24 protein-coding genes are annotated in these 23984 nt (G+C 58.9%); 13 read left to right on the forward strand and 11 right to left on the reverse strand.

Annotated features, from left to right (window positions below; translation table 11 throughout):
* The first annotated feature begins 332 nt into the window (after positions 1–332).
* Complete coding sequence (ghoS, locus tag MHZ89_RS01420; RefSeq protein ID WP_311781555.1) at positions 333–623, forward strand: type V toxin-antitoxin system endoribonuclease antitoxin GhoS; 291 nt, start codon at positions 333–335, stop codon at positions 621–623.
* A gap of 135 nt (positions 624–758) precedes the next feature.
* Entirely contained in the window at positions 759–1652 is an 894-nt protein-coding gene (locus MHZ89_RS01425; RefSeq protein ID WP_311781556.1) for a fructosamine kinase family protein, read from the forward strand.
* Positions 1653–1656: 4 nt separating this feature from the next.
* Here the strand turns inward: MHZ89_RS01425 and MHZ89_RS01430 are convergent, their stop codons facing one another.
* The gene (locus MHZ89_RS01430; RefSeq protein WP_311781557.1) at positions 1657–2193 is read right to left on the reverse strand and encodes a YniB family protein; all 537 of its coding nucleotides are present in this window, start codon (positions 2191–2193) and stop codon (positions 1657–1659) included.
* A 143-nt stretch (positions 2194–2336) separates the two neighbouring features.
* On the opposite strand from MHZ89_RS01430, the gene hxpB reads away from it, so the two are divergent.
* The 6 genes from hxpB to MHZ89_RS01460 all read left to right on the forward strand — a co-directional run bounded on the left by hxpB (position 2337) and on the right by MHZ89_RS01460 (position 7729).
* A complete protein-coding gene (gene hxpB, locus MHZ89_RS01435) occupies positions 2337–3017 on the forward strand; it encodes a hexitol phosphatase HxpB (protein WP_311781558.1) in 681 nt (226 codons plus the stop codon).
* A 193-nt stretch (positions 3018–3210) separates the two neighbouring features.
* On the forward strand, positions 3211–4047 hold the full coding sequence (gene kduI / locus MHZ89_RS01440) for a 5-dehydro-4-deoxy-D-glucuronate isomerase (RefSeq protein WP_311781559.1): 837 nt from the start codon (positions 3211–3213) through the stop codon (positions 4045–4047).
* A 16-nt stretch (positions 4048–4063) separates the two neighbouring features.
* A complete protein-coding gene (kduD, locus tag MHZ89_RS01445) occupies positions 4064–4825 on the forward strand; it encodes a 2-dehydro-3-deoxy-D-gluconate 5-dehydrogenase KduD (protein WP_311781560.1) in 762 nt (253 codons plus the stop codon).
* A 187-nt stretch (positions 4826–5012) separates the two neighbouring features.
* Positions 5013–5603: a metal-dependent hydrolase gene (locus MHZ89_RS01450; protein ID WP_311781561.1), complete on the forward strand. Its 591-nt coding sequence runs from the start codon at positions 5013–5015 to the stop codon at positions 5601–5603.
* Positions 5604–5758: 155 nt separating this feature from the next.
* Positions 5759–7150, forward strand: coding sequence for an L-cystine transporter (locus tag MHZ89_RS01455; RefSeq protein ID WP_311781562.1), 1392 nt, complete (start codon positions 5759–5761; stop codon positions 7148–7150).
* 195 nt (positions 7151–7345) lie between these two features.
* Positions 7346–7729, forward strand: a complete 384-nt coding sequence (locus MHZ89_RS01460) for a DUF6515 family protein (RefSeq protein ID WP_311781563.1) — start codon at positions 7346–7348, stop codon at positions 7727–7729.
* A 98-nt stretch (positions 7730–7827) separates the two neighbouring features.
* On the opposite strand, the gene osmE is transcribed toward MHZ89_RS01460, so the two are convergent.
* Entirely contained in the window at positions 7828–8163 is a 336-nt protein-coding gene (osmE, locus tag MHZ89_RS01465; protein WP_311781564.1) for an osmotically-inducible lipoprotein OsmE, read from the reverse strand.
* A gap of 192 nt (positions 8164–8355) precedes the next feature.
* Here osmE and MHZ89_RS01470 point away from each other — a divergent pair, with 192 nt between their 5' ends.
* The 4 genes from MHZ89_RS01470 (at position 8356) to cho (ending at position 12068) form a co-directional block, all read left to right on the forward strand.
* Positions 8356–8943 carry a helix-turn-helix domain-containing protein gene (locus MHZ89_RS01470; RefSeq protein WP_311781565.1) on the forward strand — a complete coding sequence of 196 codons (588 nt, stop codon included), beginning with the start codon at positions 8356–8358 and terminating at the stop codon, positions 8941–8943.
* A complete protein-coding gene (locus MHZ89_RS01475) occupies positions 8940–10133 on the forward strand; it encodes a multidrug effflux MFS transporter (protein ID WP_311781566.1) in 1194 nt (397 codons plus the stop codon). The genes MHZ89_RS01470 and MHZ89_RS01475 overlap by 4 nt, the downstream gene beginning before the upstream one ends.
* Positions 10134–10259: 126 nt before the next feature.
* A complete protein-coding gene (nadE, locus tag MHZ89_RS01480) occupies positions 10260–11084 on the forward strand; it encodes an ammonia-dependent NAD(+) synthetase (protein WP_311781567.1) in 825 nt (274 codons plus the stop codon).
* 123 nt (positions 11085–11207) lie between these two features.
* Positions 11208–12068, forward strand: a complete 861-nt coding sequence (gene cho / locus MHZ89_RS01485) for an excinuclease Cho (protein ID WP_311781568.1) — start codon at positions 11208–11210, stop codon at positions 12066–12068.
* Positions 12069–12143: 75 nt separating this feature from the next.
* Here the strand turns inward: cho and spy are convergent, their stop codons facing one another.
* From spy to MHZ89_RS01515, 6 genes are all read right to left on the reverse strand, one after another.
* Entirely contained in the window at positions 12144–12632 is a 489-nt protein-coding gene (gene spy, locus MHZ89_RS01490) for an ATP-independent periplasmic protein-refolding chaperone Spy (RefSeq protein ID WP_126688799.1), read from the reverse strand.
* A 277-nt stretch (positions 12633–12909) separates the two neighbouring features.
* Positions 12910–13908, reverse strand: a complete 999-nt coding sequence (gene astE, locus MHZ89_RS01495; protein WP_311781569.1) for a succinylglutamate desuccinylase — start codon at positions 13906–13908, stop codon at positions 12910–12912.
* Between the two features lie 36 nt (positions 13909–13944).
* The gene (gene astB, locus MHZ89_RS01500) at positions 13945–15270 is read right to left on the reverse strand and encodes an N-succinylarginine dihydrolase (RefSeq protein WP_311782237.1); all 1326 of its coding nucleotides are present in this window, start codon (positions 15268–15270) and stop codon (positions 13945–13947) included.
* On the reverse strand, positions 15270–16736 hold the full coding sequence (gene astD / locus MHZ89_RS01505) for a succinylglutamate-semialdehyde dehydrogenase (protein ID WP_311781570.1): 1467 nt from the start codon (positions 16734–16736) through the stop codon (positions 15270–15272). Before astD ends, astB begins: the two co-directional genes overlap by 1 nt.
* Complete coding sequence (gene astA / locus MHZ89_RS01510; protein ID WP_311781571.1) at positions 16733–17764, reverse strand: arginine N-succinyltransferase; 1032 nt, start codon at positions 17762–17764, stop codon at positions 16733–16735. The genes astD and astA overlap by 4 nt, the downstream gene beginning before the upstream one ends.
* Complete coding sequence (locus MHZ89_RS01515) at positions 17761–18981, reverse strand: aspartate aminotransferase family protein (protein WP_311781572.1); 1221 nt, start codon at positions 18979–18981, stop codon at positions 17761–17763. The genes astA and MHZ89_RS01515 overlap by 4 nt, the downstream gene beginning before the upstream one ends.
* Before the next feature lie 917 nt (positions 18982–19898).
* Here MHZ89_RS01515 and MHZ89_RS01520 point away from each other — a divergent pair.
* Positions 19899–20972 (forward strand): porin, encoded by a 1074-nt coding sequence (locus tag MHZ89_RS01520; protein WP_311781573.1) that lies wholly within the window; start codon positions 19899–19901, stop codon positions 20970–20972.
* Positions 20973–21063: 91 nt separating this feature from the next.
* Here the strand turns inward: MHZ89_RS01520 and MHZ89_RS01525 are convergent, their stop codons facing one another.
* From MHZ89_RS01525 to MHZ89_RS01535, 3 genes are all read right to left on the reverse strand, one after another.
* Complete coding sequence (locus MHZ89_RS01525; protein WP_311781574.1) at positions 21064–21972, reverse strand: bestrophin family ion channel; 909 nt, start codon at positions 21970–21972, stop codon at positions 21064–21066.
* Between the two features lie 129 nt (positions 21973–22101).
* Positions 22102–22464 (reverse strand): hypothetical protein, encoded by a 363-nt coding sequence (locus MHZ89_RS01530; RefSeq protein WP_311781575.1) that lies wholly within the window; start codon positions 22462–22464, stop codon positions 22102–22104.
* A gap of 77 nt (positions 22465–22541) precedes the next feature.
* Complete coding sequence (locus MHZ89_RS01535; protein WP_311782238.1) at positions 22542–23984, reverse strand: YchO/YchP family invasin; 1443 nt, start codon at positions 23982–23984, stop codon at positions 22542–22544.

The raw sequence follows: 23984 nt of genomic DNA on the forward strand, positions 1-23984 counted from the left end.
TTTAAAAAACGAAGAGTGTGAAGGGTTTTACGGACCGATCAATGCAATTTACGGTAAGTATTGTAAATAAGTATTAACCTCCATAAAACAGGCTATTCAGACTCAATCGCGCTTGATTATTGGGAATTTTCTCATTAACGCCGCACATTATAGGGGGCAGCCAGTAAAACATCAGCTCAGTTGCGACAAAATTTTTCTGAACCCGCAAACCCCGCCTTTACCCAGCTTTACTTTTATGCCTGTGATAAATAATGCCTTTATCCTGTTCATTATTCGCGCGCTTTTTCGCCATGGTCTACGCTGTGCTCAGTCAAGCCGAACAGAGGTGAAAAATGAGCGACGGACTTAAACGTTACATTGTCACGTTTCACTATCAGGAATCGGGCCTCAGCGACGTCCAAACGCTCAACAGCGCGATGATCGCAGGAGGGTTCAGCACCACGCTTAATGACGATCAGGGTCACGCTCACGAGCTGGGCACTAACAGCTTCGGTCTGGTCAGCGCCCTGTCGCAGGAGGATCTGCAACGCCAGGCCGTCGCCGCCGGCGAGAGCGTGCTGCATCAGACGCCCGACGTCACCGTAACGACGCTGGAGGCGTTTTTACGTGACGCTGCGCAGTAAACGCACCCGCCATTCGTTCCGGTAAGCTGTGCGCAAGCGCGGGTTTTGAGCGATATTCACGCGATATAATCGTCAATGGGTCGTAGAGCGTGCTGCCCGACACCGCAGCCTGACAGGTTAAAAGAGGATCGCCCAATGTGGAACGCTATTAGTCGTTTATTAAGCGAACAGTTTGGCCATGCCGATATTACCGAACGCCACGAACTTCCTGGCGGCGACATCCACCCCGCCTGGCGCATTCGCTATGGCGAACATGACGTTTTCGTGAAGTGCAACAGTCGTGAAATGCTTACCCTTTTCGCCTGGGAAGCCGATCAGCTGGCGCTGCTGGCGCGCACGCAAAGCGTACGCGTACCGGCGGTTTATGGCGTGGGCCATCACCGCGACCAGAGCTTTTTGCTGCTGGAATATATCACGCCTCAGCCGCTGGATGCGGAGAACGCCTTTCAGCTGGGACAGCAGCTGGCGCACCTGCATCAGTGGAGCGAACAGGCGCAGTTCGGCCTCGACTTTGACAATAACATCACCACGACGCCGCAGCCCAACAGCTGGCTGCGCCGCTGGTCGGTCTTTTTTGCCGAACAGCGCATCGGCTGGCAGCTTCAGCTCGCCGAAGAGAAAGGCCTCACCTACGGCAATACGGAAGAGATTATAAACTGCGTGCAGCGCGCCCTCGCCACGCATCAGCCCCAGCCTTCCCTGCTTCACGGCGATCTCTGGCCAGCCAACTGCGCTGGCAGCGCCAACGGCCCCTGGCTGTTCGACCCCGCCTGTTACTGGGGCGACCGCGAATGCGATCTGGCGATGCTCGGCTGGTTCCCGGATCTGCCGCGGCAGATCTATGAAGGCTATCAGTCGGTCTGGCCGCTGCCGGACGGCTTCTCGCAGCGCCAGCCGGTCTATCAGCTCTACTACCTGCTTAACCGCGCCAACGTATTCGGCGGCAGCTGGTTAAGCGAGGCGCAATTCGCCGTCGGGCGTCTGCTGGATGAGGACGCGCTGGCGCAGCGTCAGGCCAGACCGGCCTGACCTGTTACAGAAAGCCGAGCAGCGACAGCACGAAATAACCGGCAACGGCGATCACCACCGGCAGGATATAGAGCGGAAAAATCTGCAGGAAGATGGTGTGGTGCGGCACGCGGATCTTCTCTTCCAGCTGCTGGCGCGTACGGGCATCGCCGCCTTTTGCCTGCTCCAGAATCAGCTGATCTTCAACACCCTCTTTTATATGGCGCGCCTGACGCGCCATTCGCGAACCGGACGCTTCCAGCGCCAGACCAACAAAAATCAGAATATAGATGATCCAGAAGCCGAGATTCATCTGACCGTGGAACTCCGGCACCGGCGAGTTCTGCCAGAAGAAGCCAAGGAAAGGCGTGTTGAAGCGGATCATATCGACGATTACATGGACAAAGTCGAGCATCACGGCGTCAATGCCCGGCTGTTTTTCACTGTGTCTGAACATAAAGCTCAGCACTGAAATCACGGTCGACAGCAGCGCGAGCAAAAAGATTGCCCAGCCAGCCACTCGCTTAAGGATGGCGATGCGGCCAGCCTGTTGATAAGTCATGGTATCTCCTGTACCTGAATCCAGATTGCAGCCAGTCTACCTGCCTGTGGTTTTTATTTCCTGTAAAAAGCGTAGCCTGCGTCCCTTTCGCGACGCGAGCCAGCCCATGATAAGGTAGCGCAAATTCTACAAGGAGCCAGCCGATGAGTTATACCCGCCCTGTTTATGCCGCCCTGTTTGATATGGATGGCCTGATAATCGACTCCGAACCGCTGTGGGATCAGGCTGAAATGGACATATTCGCCACGCTGAACGTTGATTTATCACGCCGCAGCGAGCTGCCGGACACGCTGGGCCTGCGTATCGATCAGGTGGTGCGCATGTGGTATGAAACCCTGCCCTGGACAGGCCCGGATCAGCAGACGGTCACCGCGCGTATTATCGCCCGCGCGCTGGCGCTGATTGAGGAGAAGCGCCCGCTGCTGCCGGGGGTTAAGCAGGCGCTGCAGCTGTGTCGCCAGCGCGGGCTGAAAACCGGCCTGGTTTCCGCGTCGCCGTTGATGATGCTGGAGCGCGTGCTGGCGCTCTTTGACCTGCGCGACGATTTCGACGTGCTGGTCTCCGCCGAGGCGCTGCCCTACAGCAAACCGCATCCGCAGGTCTATCTGGATGCCGCCGCGCGGCTGAACATCGACCCGCTGAACTGCGTGACGCTGGAAGACTCGTTTAACGGCATGATCGCCACAAAAGCGGCGCGTATGCGCTCCATCGTGGTGCCGCCCGCGGCGCTGCGCGATGACGCGCGCTGGTCGCTGGCGAACGTCAGGCTGGACGATCTTACCCAGCTCACCGCAGCCCATCTTCTGGGCAACTCTGCGCCCTGACTCGCGTGTGGGCCTTTGATGGCGCCTTTATCAGACCCGACCCGCCGCTGGCGGGTTTTGTTTATGGCATGATCCCCTTCGCAAAAAAAATAAAACAACGTTTCATTTTTATTGAATTGATCTTCCACTCCTCCTAAGATGCCCTCAGACGCCCTGCGGGGCACGTACGCCTTTTTTGCCAGAGGGGATCAGAATGGACGTTCGACAAAGCATTCACAGCGAGCATGCCAGACAGCTCGACACCGCCGCGCTACGCCGCGAGTTCCTGATTGAAAACATCTTTGAAGCTGACCGCTACACCCTGACCTACAGCCATATCGATCGCATTATTATCGGCGGTGTGATGCCGGTTGCCGCCAGCGTCTCTTTCGGCAACGAGATGGGCAAACAGCTGGGCGTAAGCTATTTTCTGGAGCGCCGCGAACTGGGCGTGATCAATATCGGCGGGCCGGGCACCATTGAGGTGGACGGCAAAGTCTGGGAGATCGGAACGGAAGAGGCGCTCTATGTCGGCAAAGGCGCCCAGACGCTGAGCTTTCGCAGCAGCGATGCGGCCCATCCGGCGAAGTTCTATTTCAACAGCGCGCCCGCGCACAGCCGCTTTCCCGATAAAAAAATAGGTAAAGAGGAGGCGGTACGCACCACGCTCGGCGATGCGGCGACCTCTAACCGCCGCACCATCAATAAATACCTGGTGCCGGACGTGCTGCCGACCTGCCAGCTCACCATGGGGCTGACCCGCCTGGATGAAGGCAACCTGTGGAATACCATGCCATGCCATACCCACGAGCGCCGTATGGAAGTCTATTTCTATTTTGATATGAATCCGGAAAGCGCGGTGTTTCACATGATGGGTCAGCCGCAGGAGACGCGTCATCTGCTGGTGCACAACGAGCAGGCGGTCATTTCGCCCAGCTGGTCGATTCATGCCGGCGTCGGCACCGAACGCTACACCTTTATCTGGGGCATGGTCGGCGAGAATCAGGTATTCGACGACATGGATCATGTCAAAATCCGCGATCTGCGCTAAAAAAGGAGGCGCTCTCATGATACTCAACGCATTTAATCTGGAAGGTAAAATCGCGCTGGTCACCGGTTGCAATACCGGGCTCGGTCAGGGCATGGCGCTGGGACTGGCGCAGGCCGGTTGCGATATCATCGGCGTCAATCGCGAAGATCCCGCAGAAACGCAGCAGCGCGTCGAAGCGCTGGGCCGCCGCTTCTGGTCTCTGCAGGCGGATCTTATTCGTACCGAGCAGGTGCCGCGCGTCGTGGAGCAGGCGATCGACGCCGCGGGCAAAATTGATATTCTGGTCAATAACGCCGGGATTATCCGCCGCGAAGACGCGCTTAACTTTAGCGAGCAGGACTGGGACGATGTGATGAACATCAATACCAAGAGCGTCTTCTTTTTGTCGCAGCAGGTAGCGCGTCATTTTATCGCGCAGGGCCAGGGCGGCAAAATCATCAATATCGCCTCAATGCTCTCTTTCCAGGGCGGCATTCGCGTTCCCTCTTACACGGCGTCGAAAAGCGCGGTGATGGGGCTGACGCGCCTGATGGCGAACGAATGGGCGAAACACGGCATTAACGTTAACGCTATCGCGCCGGGTTATATGGCGACCAATAATACCGAGCAGCTGCGCAGCGACGAGGGCCGCAGCGCAGAAATTCTTGGACGCATCCCGGCTGCGCGCTGGGGCGTGCCGGAAGATATGATGGGTCCGGTTGTTTTCCTCGCCTCTTCGGCGTCAGATTATGTGAATGGCTATACGCTGGCCGTTGACGGCGGCTGGCTGGCGCGTTAAGCGCAGGAAGGCGCGCCAGCAGCCCTTCGGCGCGCGCTCACCCCGAAAGGCTTTCTGTGGCGAAACGGCAGCCTGGCGGCGCCGTTTCGCTAAAAAAAATTCACGCTTCGTTACAGCGTCACAACTTCTCATTCACTGGATAAATCCCTATACTGGATGCATCGACAGTTTGCAGCCAGGTTTTATCATGACGGGCGAAGGCCACGTAATTTTCGCTATTGCTACCGCTATTTTTGCCAAGCGCGCAGAGCTGACGCCTGTGCTGGCGCAGGCCGACTGGTGGCACCTTATTTCCGCCTCGCTGCTTACCTGCCTGCTGCCTGATATCGATCATCCTAAATCCCTGCTCGGCCAGCGCTTAAAGTGGTTGTCGCATCCTATCGCGCGCGCCTTTGGTCACCGGGGGTTCACGCACAGCCTGCTGGCGGTAGCCGCCAGCCTGTGGCTGTTTCAGATTAATGTCCCCAAAGACTGGCTGCTGCCTGCCGATGTGCTGCAGGGTATGACGCTGGGCTATCTCAGCCATATTGTGGCGGATATGCTGACTCCTGCCGGGGTGCCGCTGCTGTGGCCGTGTCGCTGGCGTTTCCGTCTGCCCATCCTCAGAAGTCAGAAAGGCAACCAGCTGGAGCGTACGCTCTGCCTGGCGCTGGTTGGCTACGCGCTCTGGTTTCCACCCGGCTCGCCCTCTTTTGGTGCGAATGGCTGGCCTTCTCAGCTCTTTGATACGCTGCAAAATGGTGTTTCCCGCTTGATTTCCACGCAAAAAGCGCATTAAACCAGCAGAAAACGCTGTCTGGTTATAAGCCATTCCATTTGGATATAAGTCGATACCCGGGGTAACTGTTAACATACCGGCACTTAATTCGTGCATAACATTATCTGGCGTCCCGACACCACAGCTGTCGTGGGGTGCCTCTCTCGGGAGCCAATATGGATCTACCTCTGATTCTTAATCTCGCGGCCTTCGTCGCGCTGCTGCTGCTGCTGTCGCGCCTCGGCCGTCAAGGCTGGAGCCTGTCGAAAAAGGTGCTGGTCGGTCTGGTGATCGGCGTGCTGTTCGGCCTGGCGCTGCAAACCATCTATGGCCAACAGAGCGAAGTGCTGAAGACCTCAATAAGCTGGTTCAATATCGTGGGCAACGGCTACGTACAGCTGCTGCAAATGATCGTGATGCCGCTGGTGTTCGCCTCTATCCTCAGCGCCGTTGCGCGCCTGCATAATGCCTCGTCGCTGGGTAAAATCAGTCTGCTGACGATCGGCGTGCTGCTGTTCACCACCGCTATCTCCGCGCTGGTCGGCGTGCTGGTTACTGGCCTGTTCCACCTCAGCGCTGAAGGTCTGGTGCAGGGTGCGCAGGAGAGCGCGCGCCTCGCTGCAATACAGAGCAACTACGCGGGCAAAGTAGCGGATCTGACCGTTCCTCAGCTGCTGCTCTCGTTTGTGCCGAAAAATCCGTTCGCCGATCTGACCGGCGCCAGCCCGACATCGATTATTAGCGTAGTGATTTTCGCCGCCTTCCTCGGCGTTGCGGCGCTGCAGCTGCTGAAAGATGACGAAGCCAAGGGCCAGCGCGTGCTGGTCGCGATAGATACCCTGCAGTCCTGGGTCATGAAGCTGGTGCGTCTGATTATGAAGCTGACGCCTTACGGCGTGCTGGCACTGATGACCAAAGTGGTCGCCGGGTCGAACCTGCAGGACATCATCAAGCTGGGCGGCTTTGTCGTTGCCTCCTATCTGGGCCTGGCGATTATGTTCGGCGTGCACGCGCTGCTGCTGTCGGTGAACGGTATTAATCCGCTGCGTTTCTTCCGCAAAGTCTGGCCGGTTATCACCTTCGCCTTTACCAGCCGCTCCAGCGCCGCGAGCATTCCGCTTAATGTGGAAACCCAGACGCGTCGCCTGGGCGTGCCGGAGTCGATCGCCAGCTTCTCTGCCTCTTTCGGTGCGACCATTGGTCAGAACGGCTGCGCAGGACTCTATCCAACGATGCTGGCGGTGATGGTTGCGCCAACCGTAGGTATTAACCCGTTCGATCCGGTCTGGATCGCTACGCTGGTGGGCATCGTTACGCTCAGCTCCGCTGGCGTGGCGGGCGTAGGCGGCGGCGCGACCTTCGCCGCGCTGATCGTACTGCCGGCAATGGGTCTGCCGGTGACGCTGGTTGCCCTGCTTATTTCTATCGAACCGCTGATCGATATGGGCCGTACCGCGCTCAACGTCAACGGCGCGATGACCGCCGGTTCCCTTACCAGCCGCTGGCTCGGCCTGACCGACAAAGCGGTGCTGGAGAGCGAGGAGCACGCGGAGCTGGCGCACCGTTAATCGCCTTTTACGCCACCATAAACCGGGCCATTGCGCCCGGTTTTTTTATGTCTGCGCTTCATAATCTGGTGGCTTTATGGCGGCCTCGTTAAGAAAGCGTTAAGCGTGGTAAAGAGAGGAAAAAGTCGCGCTTCTGCGCTTGTTTTCAACGCGGAAAAGGAGAATGCTTCAGTGAGTTATCGCAGGAGAAAACCCATGAAAAAAGTTATCGCCTCACTGCTGGCGTTAACGCTGTTGTCGCCAGCCATTGTCTCTGCTCACCCCGGCGGTTGGGGCCCAGGCCCGGGTCCGCACTGGGGCGGTCCTGGTCGCGGCTGGGGTGGTCCCGGCCCGCTGCGCTTCCTGCCTGAAGCGGCTACCGCAGTGCTGATCGGCGGCCTGACCTACTATATGCTCAACGGCGCTTACTATCAGCGTCAGGGCGAGAACTACGTGGTGGTGCAACCGCCAGCCGAACCGGCCAGCGCGATGCGCGTGCTCGACTTCAACGGACGACGCTTTTACGTCCAGGAGGGGCACTACTATCAGCGCGATATTAATGGCGAATATATTGAGGTGCCGCGTCCCGCCGGGCTGTAACCCATCGCGCGAGCAGCTTTATCTGGCGCTGAGCCAGCCAATGAAAAACGGCCCGTCACTGACGGGCCGTTTGTTGTTCTCTACCGCTTTTGCTCAGCTTACTGGGCAGCCTGCGGATCGGTATCGTACTCTTTACAGCTCTGGAAACCGTAGTTCATTACGCGACCGGTGTCGTTGTAGCTGACGAAATAGGTCTGCTGTTTACCGTCGCGCTCGCCCAGCACATAGGTCTGGCAGGTGCCGCGCGCGTGAACCATCGTGATTTCAGTTGAAGCCGGTCCGGCAATCTGGCGCACCTGATCGCGCGTCATGCCTTTTTTCACATCCTTAACTACAGGCTTGCTCACGTAGCTCTCAGCACGATCGTAAGCCGTACAACCAGACAGTGCGGCCAGCGTCAGCGCCGCAGCGATACATCCCATTGCTTTTTTCATCTTGTTGTTCCTCGTTGTATTGTCCATGTAAGCTTAAGCCTGGAACAGAAATGCAGATTAATCAACTTTATGGCGCGTTTTTAAGGTGAGTCTGAAACGTCAGGTTAGCGTAAAAAAGCTGTTCTTATCGCGATCGACTCGTATAATCCAGCGCGAGAATAAACACTCTCAAAACTAACGTCAGGAGGCAGGATGAGCAAACAGCGTGAAGCGCGCGATGCGCGGCATCGTATGCGCCAGGATGAGATCATCGCGGCGGCGCGGCGCTGTTTCCGCCAGTCCGGCTTTCACGGCGCCAGCATGGCGCAGCTTGCCAGCGCCGCCAGCCTGAGCGTCGGGCAAATCTATCGCTATTTCCCCAGCAAAGACGCGCTGATCGAAGAGATGGTGAAACGCATCGTCGACGGCCGCGTGGCGGCGATGAGCGAGCAGGCCGACGCCAGCCATCTCGCCGATATGATCGCCCGCCGCGAAACCCTGAACGAAGAGGATGAGATACTGATGCTGGAAGTCGCCGCCGAGGCGAGCCGCAATCCGCGCGTCAGCGCCATCCTGCAACATGCCGAGGCGCGACTGTTTCACAACGCCTGTGAAAAAATGCGCGCTGACTATCCGCATCTCAGCGAGGCGCAGCTCACCGCATGCGTCGAAGTGCTGGCGGTGCTGGTAGAAGGCACCGCTTTTCGTCGACTGACGACGCAGAAAGCGTCAGCGGAACTGCTCAATACCCTCTACAAAAAGATGATCCACGACTTAGTAAAGCCCTCAGAGGACAAATGACACCTGCACATAATAACCGACTGGTCTATGCCATAACGCTGGGCCTGCTGGCGGCGCTCGGCCCGCTCTGCATCGATCTCTATCTTCCCGCGCTGCCTGAACTGGCGCGCGATCTTCAGACGTCAACCGCAACGGCGCAGCTTAGCCTGACCGCCGGTCTGCTCGGCCTGGGCGCCGGACAGCTGCTGTTCGGGCCGATGAGCGATAAGTTTGGTCGCCTGCGGCCGCTGGCGCTTTCGCTGGTGCTGCTGTTTGTCGCCTCGATTGGCTGCGCGCTGGCGCAGGATATCCACCAGCTGCTGCTGGCTCGCCTGTTCGAAGGCCTGGCGGGCGCAGGCGGCGCGGTGCTGTCGCGCGCGGTGGCGCGTGATATGTACAGCGGCCATGAACTGACGCGTTTCTTTGCCTTGCTGATGCTGGTGAACGGGCTGGCGCCGATCGGCGCGCCGGTGCTTGGCGGCGTGCTGATGACGGTGCTTAACTGGCGCGGCATCTTTGTGGTGCTGGGCGCGACGGCGCTGCTGCTTATCCTGCTGGCGCGCTGGAAGCTGCACGAAACCCTGCCCCCGGAACGTCGTAGCCAGGGCTCGGTGTTTTCCGCCTGGGCGGCGCTGGGCCAGGTTATCGTCCATCGTCCTTTTATGGGCTTCTGCCTGACGCAGGCGTTTATGATGTCGGGCATGTTCGCCTATATCGGTGCCTCGCCGTTCGTGCTGCAGCAGATTTACGGCCTGTCACCGCAGGCGTTCAGCTTCTGCTTTGCGGCGAACGGCATCGGACTGGTCATCGCCTCGCAGACCAGCGCGCGTCTTTGCCCGCTCTGGGGTGAGTATCGCGTCCTGAAAGGCGGCCTGACGCTGGCGTTCGTTGCCTCCAGCCTGCTGCTGCTGGCGGGCGTTACCGCCGCGCCGCTGCCGCTGGTGCTGGTAGCGCTCTTCTTCACTATCGCGAGCAACGGGGTCATCGCCACTACCGCCTCGTCGCTGGCGATGCAGAGCCAGGGGCATCGCGCCGGCAGCGCCTCAGCGGTGATCGGCGTCTGCATGTTCTCGCTTGGCGCCATTTCAGTACCCATCACCGGCCTTGGCGGCACCTCGCTGCTCAGCATGACCGGCACGATCTTCGGCTGCTTTATGCTGGCGATTCTGATGTTTATTTTCCTGGCGCAGAAGCCCGCGCCGCGCACATAAACTGCCTGATATCGCAACACTTAACTGGAAACAACTGGCGCTTTGGCTTGTTGTTTTCAGCGATGCGCGTTAGCTTTAATAGATGGTTCGCTCGGGCCGACAGGCCACCGTCTTGAGGAGAAATTCATGTCACTGCAGCAGGAAATCATTACAGCACTCGGCGTTAACCCGGTTATCGACGCGCAGCAGGAAATTCGCCGCAGCGTTGATTTCCTCAAAAGCTATCTGAAGCGCTACCCGTCTCTGAAGACCCTGGTGCTGGGCATCAGCGGCGGTCAGGACTCCACGCTGGCGGGCAAACTGTCGCAGATGGCGATCAGCGAACTGCGCGAAGAGACCGGCGACAAGGCCTACGCCTTTATCGCTGTGCGCCTGCCCTACGGCGTGCAGTCGGATGAGCAGGATTGCCAGGACGCGCTGGCGTTTATCCAGCCGGATCGCTCGCTGGCGGTAAATATCAAAGAGTCGGTGCTGGCCAGCGAACGCGCGCTGCGGGAAGCGGGCATTGAGCTTTCCGACTTTGTGCGCGGCAATGAAAAAGCGCGCGAGCGCATGAAGGCGCAGTACAGCATCGCCGGTATGACGCAGGGCGTAGTAGTCGGCACCGACCATGCGGCGGAAGCGGTGACCGGCTTCTTCACTAAGTATGGCGACGGCGGCACAGATATTAACCCGCTGTTCCGCCTCAACAAACGTCAGGGCAAACTGCTGCTGAAGACGCTGGGCTGCCCGGAACATCTCTACCTGAAACGCCCGACGGCGGACCTGGAAGACGATCGTCCTGGCCTTGAAGATGAAGTCGCGCTCGGCGTTACCTACGAGATGATTGACGACTACCTGGAAGGCAAAAGCGTCGCGCCGGAAACGGCAAAAATCATTGAAAACTGGTATACGAAGACCGAGCACAAGCGTCGCCCGCCGATTACGGTATTCGACGACTTCTGGAAATAACCCTTTTTCCCCTGCCCTCCGGCAGGGGAAATTTTCCCTGCCGCTGTGTTCACTCGCTAACCCGCTGGCGAAAGCCTGAACAGACTGATATGCTGTATGAATACACAGTTACAGGAGTCTGTCTTGGTTCGACGTGCCGCCACGCACCGCCTCGAGTTCGATGCGGCTGCTATCTACGAATATCCCGAACATCTGCGCGAATGGCTGGAAGGTTTACCAAATCAGCCGGGCGTCTATACCTTCCACGGTGACAGCGAGACGCTGCCGCTCTATATCGGGAAGAGCATCAATCTGCGATCGCGCGTGATGTCCCATTTCCGTACGCCGGAAGAGGCGCGCATGCTGCGTCAGGCGCGGCGCGTCAGCTGGATCCCGACCGCTGGCGATCTCGGCGCGCTGCTGCTGGAAGCGCAGATGATCAAGACGCAGCAGCCGCTGTTCAATAAGCGCCTGCGTAAGAATCGCCAGCTCTGTTCGATTCGCATCGCCGACGGCAAGCCTGAAGTGGTCTACGCGCGCGACGTCGACTTTTCCCACTCTCCCGATCTGTTCGGTCTCTACCGCAGCCGCCATAAGGCGCTGGAGACGCTTAAGTATCTCGCTGACGAGCATCAGCTCTGTCACGGGCTGCTGGGGCTGGAAAAGCTGAGCGCCAACCGCGCCTGTTTCCGCGCCGCCCTGCGCCGCTGCGCAGGCGCCTGCTGCGGCCGCGAGACGCTAAGCGAACATCAGGCGCGTCTGGCGGAGGCGCTGGAGAGCGTACGGGTGATCTGCTGGCCGTGGCAAGGCCCGGTGGCGCTGATCGAGGAAGGGAAACTGATGACGCAGATCCACGTTATCGATCACTGGTTCTATCTGGGATCGGTCAACGATATGGAGGAGGCGCGCCAGCTAAAACGCGCGCCGAGCGGCTTTGACCATGACGGCTATAAAATTTTGTGTCGGCCGCTGCTTTCCGGCCACTATCCTGTCGAACCCTTATAAAAAAACCGCCTGCGCTGCCCAGCATTTTGCTTATCTGGACAACGCAGGCGGTCTCACTGCCTTAATTCAGCCTGATTATTCAGCCGGCGGTGGAGCCATTTTATCGTCGTGCGGGCCTTTCTCAGTCAGACGCTTCTCAAAATTAGCGTTGTACTGCTTTTTCTGCTCCGGCGTCAGCACGTTGTAGAGCTTGTTCTGCGTTTCCATCATCGCCACCGCGCGCTCTTTCGCGTCTGCGGTCATTTTCTCTGCCTGCGCTTCCGCTTTCGCACGGTCGAAGGTGTCAGAGGCGATAATGGCGTGACCGGCGCGGCGCTCTTCCAGCGACGGACGCTTAAAGTCTTTGTGGCTCTCTTTCAGGATCTCATGGATCTGTTTTTTCTGCGCCTCGGTCAGATTGAGATCTTTGAACATCATGTTCATTCCGTGCGGCATCGGCGGCTTATGCATCGGCTTTTCGCTACCGGCCGGCGGCGGCGTCAGGTTGTCAGCTGCGGCATGAACCACGCTTGCCGCACCGAAAGCCAGAGTAGACGCCAGAATCAGGGAAGTCAGTTTACGCATAATAGTTGTCCTTATCATTCAGTTAATAACGACAGCAGCCTGTCGCGTCTTCGAGAACAAGATTACGCTGCTGAATGTCAACTACTCAGAGAGTGAGTAAAGCCGTGAAAGCATAAAAGACAAAAATCGCGCAATCATGAAGAGAATGAGAAGAATTAAGTGAAGAATTGCAAAAGAGTATGAAATCAAAGCGGATTTGGCAGGAATTATGGAGGAGTGTAAGGGTTCTGGCAGCAAAGCGGAAGGAAAATCCCGCGCTCTGCCGCCCTTTATGAGGTCAGCGCGGCAGCACCTCGTTCTGCGCGCTCTCTTCCACCAGCATCAGCCCGGCGCGCAGCCCCAGCGCCACACCCGGATTGGGAAACAGCACATATTCGCGCGCCTGCTGCACAAAGTAACGCGTATCCCCATCCTCGGCCAGCAGTGCGCCCTGCGGAAACGCGGTGAAGTTACGCGTTTCTGCGTCCATATGCAGCCGGAACTGCTCGCTGAGACGGGTAATCTGCTGCACTACCCGGTAGCGGCGCGGCGTCTCCTGCGCTTGCGGCAGCGGCTCGCCGCTCAGCAGCGCCGCCAGCGCCTGCTGCGCGGCGGAAAACTGCGTCAGATCGTTGGCGCCGAACGGCAAAGCCTTACCCAGTTCCAGCGTACAGCTGGCGGCATTAAAGTTCGCACAGCTGAAGTGGGTAAAGGTGCCGCCTGGCGCGGTGTGGAAGACCAGCGCCTCCAGCCCTGCTGCCGCTAGCCAGTGGATAAAATTATCCGGCCAGGGCTGCGGGTTAAGCGGCAGCACGCCAAAGCGTGTATGCCAGGAGCCGCGAATGGCCGTATGCAGGTCAAGATGCCAGCGAGTCTGTGCTTCTCTGGACTCCTGCTGCCAGAAGGTTTCTGTCGCCTGCTCCAGACGCAGCGCGCGTCGCGCCTCGTCGCAGTCGTCGATGCGCTGCCAGCGACCGCCGAACAGGCGATTAACATCATGGCGCAGATAGCGCTTTCCGGCACGCAGCGCGGCCGGGTTGCCGAGGATCGCCAGTACGCGATGCCGCAGCTTCATTTCGCCGCGCAGCAGCGCGCTGATAAGCGTATTCAGTATCTCTACCGGCGCGGTCTCATTGCCGTGAATGCCTGCTGACAGCACCAGCGCCTGCTGTGGCTCGCTCAGAGGCTCCAGCTGTAAAATGCCGTGATCGAGCCACTGCCAGCGTAAATAAGGGGTTTCGCCGCGCTGACGTTGCGGAGCGTCGCCTGACAGCGTTTGCTGAAGAAAATCCTGCATTGCTACTCCTGTCTGCGAGAAAAAGAGCCGTTCCCGCTACTGCTGGAACGCATAAACGCTGCCCAAGTCCAGCAGGCGCGTCAGTTCGTCCAGCGCTTCGCGCCCCTCTCTTAACAGCTGCGGGTCAGCCAGATCCGCCTGCGTCAGGCGATCGCGATAGTGGCGATCCACCCAGCGATTAAGCGTGGCGAACAGGCTGTCGTTCATTATTACCGCCGGATTCAGCGCCTGCTGCTCCTGCGGCGTCAGCACCACGCGCAGCCGCAGACAGGCCGGACCGCCGCCGTTTTGCATGCTTTCACGCAGATCGAAACTGACCAGCTCGCGCACCGGGCCGCCCTGCTCCACCAGTTCGGTAAGATAGCGCCAGACGCCGGGATGCTGGCGCGACTCTTCCGGCAGCACCAGCAGCATGCTGCCGTCATCGCGGCTCAGCAGCTGGCTGTTGAACAGATAGGTACTGACCGCGTCCGCCACGGACACGCGACTGTCGGGCACTTCGATTGCGGTAAAGCCGGGCACGCGGCGCGCCAGCGTCGCCAGCAGCGCAGGCTGGTCGACAAACGCCTGCTGATGGCAGAACAGAACCTCGCGATTGCTCACCGCGATAACGTCGTTATGAAACACGCCCTGATCGATCACCTGCGGATTTTGCTGGGCAAACAGCACCTGGCTGTCATCAAGCTGATGCAGCCTGGCCACCGCCTGGCTCGCCTGCAGCGTCTGACGCGCAGGATAGCGCCCCGGCGCGCTGCCGCCATTATCGTCGCGTCCATAGACAAACAGCTGCAGGCTGCGTTCACCATACGCCGCGCCGAGGCGGTTATGGTTCGCTGCCCCTTCGTCGCCGAACAGCGCCACCTGCGGCAGCGCGTCGTGGACGGCGAAATGCTGCGGATCGCGGAAGATAGCGCGCAGCAGCCGGGCGGTTTGCGGCGCTTCCATCGCGCGATGGAATTTATTATTCAGGTTTGCCGCGGTGAAGTGCACGCGTCCGTCGGCGCTGTCGGCCGAGGGCGAAACCGTCGCCGCGTTGGCAACCCACATCGCCGAGGCGGAGCTGACCGCCGACAGCAGGCCAGGGGAAGCTTTCGCCGCCTGCGCCAGCACCTGCTCGTCGCTGCCGCTGTAGCCGAGCTGGCGCAGCAGCGGCAGGTTTGGCCGCTCGTGCGGCGGGATCACGCCCTGTACAAAGCCGCGGTCCGCCAGCGCTTTCATCTTCAGCAGCCCCTGCTTCGCCGCCAGGCGCGGATTTGACGGCTGATGCTGGTTACGCGTCGAGGCCTCATTGCCGAACGATAATCCGGCATAGTGGTGCGTCAGGCCGACCAGCCCGTCGAAGTTCGCTTCAATCGCTTTCATCATTGACCCTCGCCCGCAGAGAAATCGAGTCCCGGCGAGAGCGCGGCAGGCAGCGTCAGATCAGGCGTCTCCAGCGACGCCATCGGCCAGGCGCAGTAATCCGCCGCGTACCAGGCGCTGGCGCGATGATTGCCGGACGCGCCGATACCGCCAAACGGCGCGCTGCTCGCGGCGCCGGTCAGAGGCTTGTTCCAGTTCACAATCCCGGCGCGCGCCTCCAGCAGCAGCTGATCGAACTGCGCGCGCGACGGCGAAATAAGGCCACATGAAAGACCGTAGCGCGTGTCGTTGGCGAGGCGGATCGCCTCATCGAAGCTGTCATAGCGGATAACGTTAAGCAGCGGCCCGAAGACCTCTTCATCCGGCAGGCCGCTGACCTGGGTGACATCGATAATGCCGGGCGTCAGCAGCGCATTGCCGCGCTGCGGCCAGCGCATCTTCAGCAGCGGCTTGCCGCCAAGCGCGACGCGCTGCTGCCAGGCCTGATAGATTTTTTCCGCCGCGCCGACGGAGATAGCGCTTCCCATAAAGGGCTGCGGGTCGGCGTTCCACGCGCCGGGCTGCAGCCGCGCGCTCACCTCGACCAGACGCTGTAAGAAAGCGTCGCCCGCCGCGCCGCGCTTCACCAGCAGGCGACGCGCGCAGGTGCAGCGCTGCCCGGCGGTAATAAAGGCGGACTGAACAGCGATATGCACCGCTGCGTCGATATCAGCCGGATCTTCGACGATCAGCGCGTTGTTGCCGCCCATCTCCAGCGCCAGCATTTTTTCCGGCTGACCGGCGAACTGGCGATGCAGCTGATAGCCGGTTCCCGCGCTGCCGGTAAAGAGCACGCCGTCAATCTGCGCTTCAGCCGCCAGCGCCTGGCCGGTTTCGCGCGCGCCCTGCAGCAGCGCCAGCACACCGCGCGGCAGCCCCGCCTCCAGCCAGAGCCGTACGGTCTTCTCCGCCGTCAGCGGCGTCAGCTCGCTCGGCTTAAACAGCACGCAGTTGCCCGCCAGCAGCGCTGGCACAATATGGCCGTTGGGCAGATGGCCGGGGAAGTTATAAGGGCCGAAGACCGCCAGCACGCCGTGGGGACGATGGCGCAGCGAGCTTTCGCCCTCGTGCTGTTCGCCGGTGCGCGTGTGGAATGCCTTTACCGAGATAGCGACTTTGTTGATCATCGCCTGCACTTCGGTCAGCGCCTCCCAGCGCGGCTTGCCGGTTTCGGCGGCGATGGTTTCCGCCAGTTCGGTTTTGTGGCTCTCCAGCAGTGCGGCGAAACGTTCAGCTATCGCCTGACGCTCGGCAAAAGGCCGACGTGCCCAGCCGGGAAAAGCTTCGCGGGCGGCGGCGGCGGCCTGCGCGATCTGCTCTGCGGTAGCGGCCTCGCCCTGCCACAGGGTCTCGCCGAAGACCGGATCGATTTTACTTAAGGTGTCGCCACGGCCCGGCAGCCATTCGCCGTTAATCATTTGCGTCATGCTTTTTTCTCCTCGCCGCTCAGCGTCACCACGCGCAGGCTGTCGCCTGGCTGAACGTGCAATGCCCTGAGCTGATTCTCATTAAGTACCACGTCGTGTTGCTCAATACGCGCAGGCAGCAGCGCGACGCGAAAATGGTGATAGTCCAGATTCGCCACCAGGCAAAGCGGCGCATGGTCGTCCGGCTCGCCGAGTACGGCGCTGCGCACATGACTTTTACGGATAGCGCGAATATCGTCGATCTCGCACTCCAGCGTCGGGCCGCCGTCGAAAATGTCGATATAGTTGCGGTAGCGGAACCCCTCCGCCTCAAGCACCGCGCGCGCAGGCGCGGTCTTCTCATGCACCTGGCCGATAACCGCTTTCGCTTCTGGCGACAGGTAGTCGATATAGAGCGGATGCTTCGGCATCAGCTCGGCGATAAACGCCTTTTGTCCGGTGCCGCTGAGGAAGTCAGCCTTGCGAAACTCCATAGAGAAGAAGCGACTGCCGACGCTCTCCCAGAAGGGCGAATGCCCCGCTTCATCGCTGACGCCGCGCATCTCCGCCACCACGCGATCCATGAACAGATGGCGAAAGTTGGCCATAAACAGAAAGCGCGATTTCGACAGCAGATAGCCGTTTTTGCCGTCGCGGTAGTCGGGGTCAAGAAACAGGGTGCAGAGTTCGCTGCTGCCGGTATGGTCATTACTCAGCGACAGCGTCGGCAGTGCCGCATAGACGTTAAGCTCTTTTGAGGCATGTACCTGGGTGCCGACGCGAAAGTTATACCAGGGTTCCTGAAGTCCGACCGCCACCTCAATGGCGCAAATGCCCACGGCGCGGTTGTCTTCGCTGTCCGCCAGTACAAAGACGTAGCCCTGCTCGGCGCGCGGCAGCGCGCCCTGCCAGGTTTGCAGCGAGCGTTCAATACGCGCCTGTAAGGTCGGGCTGTCGACCGGCAGCGACGTCAGCCCGCCGCCGGTTTTAGCCGCCAGCGTCAGCAGCTGCGCCAGATCGTCATGTTCAACAGGGCGAATCACCATCATGATGTCGATCCTCGCGCCAGGTGTTCACAGGCGACCGCAAAGCGCGCCATGCCGGTTTTCACTTCCTGTTCACTGATATTCAGCGCGGGCGCGAAGCGCACCACGTTAGCACTGGCGATCAGCACCATCACGCCCTGCTCGGCGGCCGCCAGATTGAACTGTTTCGCTTTACCGGCATAATCTTCATTCAGCACTGCGCCGATCAGCAGCCCCAGGCCACGCACCTCTTTAAACAGATGCAGCCGCTGGTTGATCTCCTCCAGCGCGTCAACGATCCACTGGTGGCGCTCCTTCACGCCCGCCAGCGTTTCGGGCTGGTTGATCAGCTCCAGCGCCTTGCCCGCCACCGCGCCTGCCAGCGGATTACCGCCATAGGTGGTGCCGTGGGTGCCGACGCTCATCACCTGCGCCAGGTCTTCGCGCGTCAGCATCGCGCCGACAGGAAAACCGCCGCCCAGCGCCTTGGCGGTGGTGAGGACGTCCGGCGTCACGCCGTAGTGCATATAGGCGTAGAGCGAACCGGTGCGGCCTACGCCGCTCTGCACCTCATCAAAAATCAGCAGCGCCTGATGTTTATCGCACAGCTCGCGCAGGCCGCGTAAAAAGGCGGGATCGGCGGGCAGCACGCCGCCTTCGCCCTGAATCGGTTCTACAATCACTGCACAGGTATTGTCGTCAATCTGTTGCGCAGCCGCCTCCAGATCGTTAAACGGCGTATGGCGAATATCGGGCGGCAGCGGCGCGAAATCTTTTGAATAGGCGGGCTGGCCGCCGGCGGAAACGGTAAACAGCGTGCGGCCGTGAAAAGCGTTATTAAAGGCAACGATGCCGCTTTTATGCGCGCCGAAACGATCGTGCGCCGTTTTACGCGCCAGCTTCAGCGCAGCCTCGTTGGCTTCGGCGCCGGAGTTACAGAAGAAAACGCGGTCAGCGAAGGTAGCGTCGATCAGCTGCTTCGCCAGGCGCAAAATCGGCTCATTGGTAAAGCCATTGCCGGTATGCCACAGGCGCGACGCCTGCTCAGTCAGCGCCTGCTGCAGCGCCGGATGCGCATGACCCAGCGCGTTAACCGCAATGCCGCCGGCAAAGTCGATATACTCTTTGCCGTTCTGATCCCAGAGTGTCGAACCCGATGCGCGTACCGGTACAAAGCTCGCGGGCGCATAGACCGGCACCATCCATTGATCGAAATCGTGACGCGAAACCTGCAGTGACATAACTGTTTCTCCTGCTTCCCCTCCCGGCGCGCCGGTGAGTAAAGCGAATGTTTTAAATTTGTGAAAGTTGGGTAAACGCAGCCTACTCTAGAGTGCAGCATGCGTGCCAGCCAGAGAAAAAAATGCATAAAACAGTTATCACAACGAAATATCAATAACTTACAATCAGTCATTATTCATTTTAAGTGAATAAATAGTGAATAATTTTGAACGAAGCGCGCCTGCGCCGCAGAATCCGCAGCAGATTTATGCAGTTGCCAGAGTAAATATTGCTTTTGTGATCGCCCCTGACTTTTATGTTCAAATTCGGGCAAAAATTGCACCAGCGAGGCGCATATTGCCTCGCTGGCGGGCAAAAAATCAGAATGAAAAGCGGCCGTTACGTCTTCGGAGAAGCAGGATAACAACAGAACCTCTGAACAAATAAAACCCTCTGGTGGGAAAGCGGGCTATTTATCTTTCAGGGAAGAGGAAATAAATGATGAGCATGGCCATTATTATTTCTGACGTTATTATCATTGTAGAAATAAGATAATATGATGACCAGACTATTTGTAAGCAAGCTAATGGTTAGAGGTTTAATATCAATAAAACCCCATGCTTTTTTCAGTAAAGCTTAATTTCTATATGGAAATAGGTGGCGAAATAAAAATAGCTAAACCCTTTCAAAAAAACCACCGTAGTCTTTTAAAAAGATAATAAAATCATGTGGTTATTAATTAAAAACCTTTATCTCACTGGCAGATATAAATTTACGTCATACAGAAAAGGTTAATAACCAGGCAACACAGATGCAGTAAAAATTAATGAAATATTTATTTACACTTATTGCACTATGTCACTTTATCCTTTTGTGTCATTTTTCTTTCACCCCAGATGGCGGGGAATAATAACAAACAGTGACAGGGTAAAAATAAATGATGAAGCGTGCTTTAGCGGCGGCGATCGTGTCGTCTCTGCTTGGAATATCTGCCGGTCAGGCAGCGGAAATTTATAATAAAGATGGCAACAAGCTCGACCTGGTGGGAAAAATAAACGTCTCGCACCTCTTTTCCAGTGACAGTGCTAACGATGGCGATACCTCCTCCTACACCCGACTCGGGTTCAAAGGCGAAACTAAAATTACCGATCGGCTGACCGGCTATGGCTTCTGGCAGTATCAGTACAGCTTGCGCAACTCGGAAGGCAGCGACGCGCAGAACGGTAACCGAACCCGTCTTGGCTATGCCGGTCTGAAATTCGGCAATGCCGGCTCGCTGGACTACGGCCGTAACTACGGGCTGGTCTACGACGCGCTGGCCTATACCGATATGCTGCCCTTCTTTGGCGGGGATTCAGGCTACACCGACGCTTTCCTGGCGGGCCGCTCAACCGGCGTGCTGACCTGGCGCAACAAAGATTTCTTTGGTCTGGTTAAAGGCCTCAGCCTGGCCGCGCAGTATGAAGGCAAAAACGATCGCGCCGCCAATACCGACGGCGTGCGCCGCTCCAACGGCGACGGCTACGCCCTTTCCGCCAGCTACGATTTCGATTTCGGCCTGAGCTTTACCGGCGCATTCGCCAGCCTGGATCGCACCGAAGCGCAGAACGCAGCGGCGCGCGGCGATGGCGACAAAGCGCAGAACTGGGCGACAGCGGTAAAATATGACGCGAACCAGATCTATCTGGCGGCGATGTATGGCGAGACGCTGAACGCCACGCCGATCAGCGGCGGCTTTGCCAACAAAGCGCAGAATTTCGAAGCCGTCGCGCAGTATCAGTTCCTGAACGGCCTGCGCCCGTCGGTAGGCTACGTCTCCTCGAAGGGCAAAGAGATTGAGAACATCGGCGACGCCGATATCTTCAAATATGTCTCGGTGGGTACGACTTACTACTTCAACAAAAACATGTCTGCCTACGTGGAGTACAAGATCAACCTGCTGAAGGACAACAACCCGCTGGGACTGAAGACCGACGATATCACCGCCGTCGGCCTGATCTACCAGTTCTGATAACCTTCCCCACGCTGCGCCCGGTTGCTGTTAACCGGGCGCACGCAGGCTGTACAGGCGCACTTTTTGCCGGGGCTAATGCATGCCGCCCTCAGGTCAGGCGATAGCGGACGTCCGGCCGCAGCGGCGTCGGCAGCGTCTCCTCTTCGCCCGCCATCTCTCGCAGGCTTATTTCAATATTGGCGCAGATAGCGTCCATCGGCAGATGGTTGTTCTGATAGCCAAAGGGCATCTCCAGCTCCTCCGCTAGCGTATCCAGCGACAAAAAGGTATAGGAGATGAACATCGACACCAGCGGCGTCATCGCGTGCAGATCGGGCGCCAGCGCAAACGGCAGCAGCGTGCAGAAGAGATAGACGGTACGGTGCAGCAGCAGGCCGTAGGCGAAAGGCACCGGCATACTGGCCAGCCGCTCGCAGCCGCCGAGCACCGCCGCCAGCTGATTCAGGCTTTCGTCAATATTGCTCCATACCAGGTCGCTGATTTTGCCCTGACGACGCTGATCCGCCAGCCAGTGTGACAGCTGAAGGTGCAGCATATTGGTCGGCGAGCGGCGCGACAGCACCCATTCGGCATCCTCGCCCAGCAGACGCTCCAGATCGGGGCGCGGATCGCTGCGGCGCAGCTGGTGCTTCAGGCTGTAGCAGAACGCCAGCAGCAGCGCCTGGATACGCGGCGCCTCGTCAGGAAAGAGCGCCAGCACCTGACGCTGTAGCGTGCGGCAGGCGATCAGCAGCGCGCCGAAAAAATGGCGCGCCTCGCTGAAGCGCGCAAAGCAGACGCTGTTGCGAAAGCCGAGAAACACGGCAATTGAAACACCAAGCAGGCTAAACGGCGCCAGCGTCAGCCGGATGCCGAGCGTCTCGTACCAGTTGAGCAGCCAGAGCGCGAGCAGCGACATCAGCAAATTGAGAAACAAGCGAAACGAAATATCGGGCAGCACTGAGCCGTGCCAGGCGAACAAACGAACGAACCAATGGCGATGGGGACGAACGATCATGATGTGCAGGTGAAAAGGGATTTTGCGGCGATTCTGCGACTTTCCCGCCCGCCTTACCAGCGATAAATTGTGACAATTGTCACAATTTATCCTCCCCTGCCAGCGCGGCGCTTTTCCGGTGCTGGCAGGTTATTCCCTGCTACTGCCGCAGCGGGAAATAAGCGCTGCGACGACGCTTTTGGTTTCAGGTTTATCGGGCGCGTAATAGAACTGGGCGCTGGTTTCTCTGTTGCTGAACGGCGCCACCTCTATCCAGGCGACCACCTCTGACTGCGGATTCAGAAGATTGAAGCGGTCTGCTCCGCCCGGCAAGGGGTCATCTCTTTGCAGCTGGTGCTGCTGGCGCAGGGCTTCACTCTCCAGACAGGATTCAACCTCACCACGCTGGGCGGAAAAGTAGCCGGTCGTGGTTTGCGGATGGAGCGAGACCTGGCCCACATCGACGCAGCCGCATAAAAAACAGCTAAACAGACAAAGGGAGATGCGTTTCATTTCATTACCAGCCTGAGAAAAGAGTAAGGCGAAAAGACCCGGCGCCTTCGCTGAGTTGAGCTTTTCTCAGAACAGGCTCAGGGCGCCATGATATCGAAGCGATCGGACGCCTGCCCCGCATCCAGACGCATCGGCGGCTGCACCTTCAGGGTAATCCAGTTCGAGGTAACGCGCTGCTGTTTATCATCCTCCAGCGTCACCGACAGGTGATATTCATTGCTAGCGCCTGGTGAATCGTCCCATGCGGGCACGATCAGGCTCCAGCCCTGCGGCTGGCTGTTATCTGCCGGCGGCGTCAGGCTCAACGCCTGGGTATCGCCCTGCCAGCTCACCGCCTTAATGGGATTACTGTGGCGGATCTGCAACTTAAGCGGCAGGCTTTCGCCCGGCGTCAGCTGCCAGGGCGGCGTGGCGAGAAATACTGACAACGTTTTACGCTGGCGGAAATCGAGCACCGGCGTATCTGAGCGCGTGACGCGATCGTAGCGGCTGCCGCGCAGCGAACGCGCCTCGGCGACGTTGCTCGCCTCAAGCTGTTTGCTCAGCGCCACGCCGAAGCGATAGTTGAGCTTCAGGCCCAGCTGATCCTGCGTCTCGCCCGCGCTGCTGGTCTTATGGCTGGCGGAGAAGGTCACCAGCGGCACCGGCGTATAGGAGACGCCGAGCGACAGCGCGGAAGGATTGTGATAGCGGTTGCCGCTGTGGAACAGATCGACGTTGTCGCCCAGGTACTGCTCCCAGCTCAGCGAAACGCCCAGCTGACGATAGAACGGCAGATAGCTCTGAGTGGTGATGTCGTAGCCGCGCGCCATGCGCTGCTGCTGCGTTTCGCCGCTGTTTTTCCAGCTGCCCAGCGGGTGATAGTAGTTTGCGGAGAAGCGCAGATTTTCATTCCAGGCTTCGGTACCGAGCGAGGCGCGCTGCTGGCCAATCTCAAAGCTGCGGTCGAGAAATGCGTTATAGCCCAGCAGCCAGTTTGGGGTAACCCAGCGCTGGCCCAGCCCGACATTGCCCACCAGCCCGTCGCTGGTGTCGCGCACCCCCACCTGGCTAAAGGTAAGATGGCTGCGCTCGTCCGCCAGCGCGGTAAAGAGATCGCCGCCGGTGCCGGTAAAGCTGCCCTGCATATCCACCATCAGATCGAGCTGCGCATTGCCATAGGGCGACAGCAGCGACTGCCCTTCGCTCTCGACGCGGTTCGCTACCTCGTCGCGAAAGTGATTAAAGGCCCATACCCCCGCCTGCTGGCCGAAGCTGGTGCTGTTGTCGCCGTTCTGGCTCTCCTCGCCGATACTTTTGGCGATAGCGGCGAGGCGCTTGTTCCACTCGTCGTCGCTCTGAGGGTTGCCCAATGACGGCAGCGCCGCCAGCTGCTGGTTAAAGCGCGTTGGATCGTCGAATGGCGCATCCGCAACGGAGGCGCTGTCGGTGAACGCCTGAGCAGCAGGCACGCTGGAAAGAACCGCCGCAGCGACCAGACAGAAAGGAAAAAACAGACGGCTATTGGGGTGAAAAAACAT

The organism is Pantoea sp. ACRSB, assembly GCF_022346905.1.
GTDB classification, from domain to species: Bacteria; Pseudomonadota; Gammaproteobacteria; order Enterobacterales; family Enterobacteriaceae; genus Pantoea; species Pantoea piersonii.